Annotated in this window: 2 protein-coding genes; one reads left to right on the forward strand and one right to left on the reverse strand. The window is 70.4% G+C overall.

Annotation, left to right across the window (positions count from 1 at the left end; all coding sequences use genetic code 11):
- Positions 1-269 precede the first annotated feature (269 nt).
- Positions 270-1,097 (forward strand): IS5 family transposase, encoded by an 828-nt coding sequence (locus I5Q34_RS32935; RefSeq protein WP_199896173.1) that lies wholly within the window; start codon positions 270-272, stop codon positions 1,095-1,097.
- On the opposite strand, the gene I5Q34_RS32940 is transcribed toward I5Q34_RS32935, so the two are convergent.
- Entirely contained in the window at positions 1,060-1,542 is a 483-nt protein-coding gene (locus I5Q34_RS32940) for a hypothetical protein (protein ID WP_199896174.1), read from the reverse strand. The two genes, I5Q34_RS32935 and I5Q34_RS32940, sit on opposite strands and share 38 nt — an antisense overlap.
- Positions 1,543-1,661: the final 119 nt, after the last annotated feature.

The following is a 1,661-nucleotide window of genomic DNA, read 5'->3' on the forward strand; positions in this document are numbered from 1 at the left end:
AGAAGGTATCCGCTTACCGATCAGCAGGGTTGTCGATCGAACAAGGGTCCTGATCGGGTGATCGCGCGGGGGTCTGCGCATGAAGCCAGGGCCTCTTGGTAGCTCGGGGTTGCGAAGCCGGCCGAGCAGCCCAGGAGACCCTGTTGTCACAGTCTTGCGTGAGCATGTCCGTCGCGTCCAACTCCCGCGTGTCGCCGTGTGATTGTCTCGCGCACCGGTTCGGGAACGCGGGGGATCACCCGGACCGTATCCCGTGCTACGTCTCGGACATGACGGACGCCGAGTGGCAGGTACTTCGCTGGTCGCTACCGGTGCCGGCCTGGCTCCAGGGGCGGGGCGGGCGACCGGAGGGCTACTGCCACCGCGTGATGCTGGACGCTGTGCGGTACGTCGTCGACAACGGGATCAAGTGGGCGAACCTGCCGCAGGACTTCCCGCCGTACCGGCGGGTGCACGCCTTCGCCCGCCGCTGGCAGGTGACCGGTCTGCTGGCCGAGCTCCACGACCGGCTCCGTGACCGCGTGCGGGAGAAGGAAGGACGCAGGACCGACCCGACGGCCGCGATCGTCGACTCGCAGTCGGTCCGGGCCGCGGCGAATATCCCCAGGTCAACGTCTGGATGGGACGGGGGGAAGAAGGTGGGCGGCAGGAAACGGCACGTGGCGGTGGACTGTCTCGGCCTGGTGCTGGCGGTGCTGGTGACCGCGGCGAGCGTGCAGGACCGCCACGCTGCCGTGCCCCTGCTCACCCGGCTGCGTCAGCAGTACTTCTCCATCCGCCTGGTCTGGGCGGACTCCGGCTACGCAGGCCGGCTCGTCGACTGGGCCGCCGAGAAGCTCCGCCTCACCCTCGAGATCGTCAAACGCTCCGATGACACCACGGGGTTCGTGGTGCTGCCGCGAAGGTGGGTGGTAGAGCGCACGCTGAGCTGGCTGGTCCGCTCGCGGCGTCTGGTGCGCGACGTCGAGACGCTGCCCGAGACGCACGAGGCCATGGTGCTGTGGTCCATGACCATGCTGATGAACGCCCGCCTGGCCGGGCGCCGCCGGGACGCCTTCCTCACGCGGCCAGCGGCACCGGCTCCGTGCCGACGGTGAACAGTCCCGGTTCCACCTCGACAGCCCAGCCCCGCGCGGCCAGCCGCTTCAGCCGCGAGCGCACCCCCTCCACCCGGGCCGGAACCGCCTTCCCGCCCAGGGCGAGCGTGATCTGCTTCGCCCGCATCCCGCCACCGCCCTCCGGTGCTGCCAGGAGGGACAGGATCCGCTGGTACTCCGGCGCGAGCACCTCCGCGCTCACGCCCTCGACGCGGTGCGGCACCGTCGAGCCCGTCACCGCGGCGGCCTGGGCCCGCCCCGGCGCCCCGACGTCCGGCTCGGCCAGCACTTCGGTGACCGTCTCGCGAGCCTGGCCGAGCCGCTCCAGCTGCACTTCCGCCGCGCTGAGCGCGGCCGTGATCCGCTCGGCCTCCTCCCGCAGCCGGGCCACCTCCGCGCGGACCTTCTTCTCCCGGGCCTCCAGCAGACCGAGCACCGACGGCATCAGCCACCTCCACGAACACGACGAGAGCAGACGAACACCCGAACCCTCCCGCCATCAGCCGCAGTTCATGCCCGACCAGCAGAAACCCAACGATCACATTCGGAATGCGGATGGCTTCT

The sequence above is a fragment of the Streptomyces sp. AV19 genome (genome assembly GCF_015999245.1).
Taxonomy (GTDB): Bacteria; Actinomycetota; Actinomycetes; order Streptomycetales; family Streptomycetaceae; genus Streptomyces.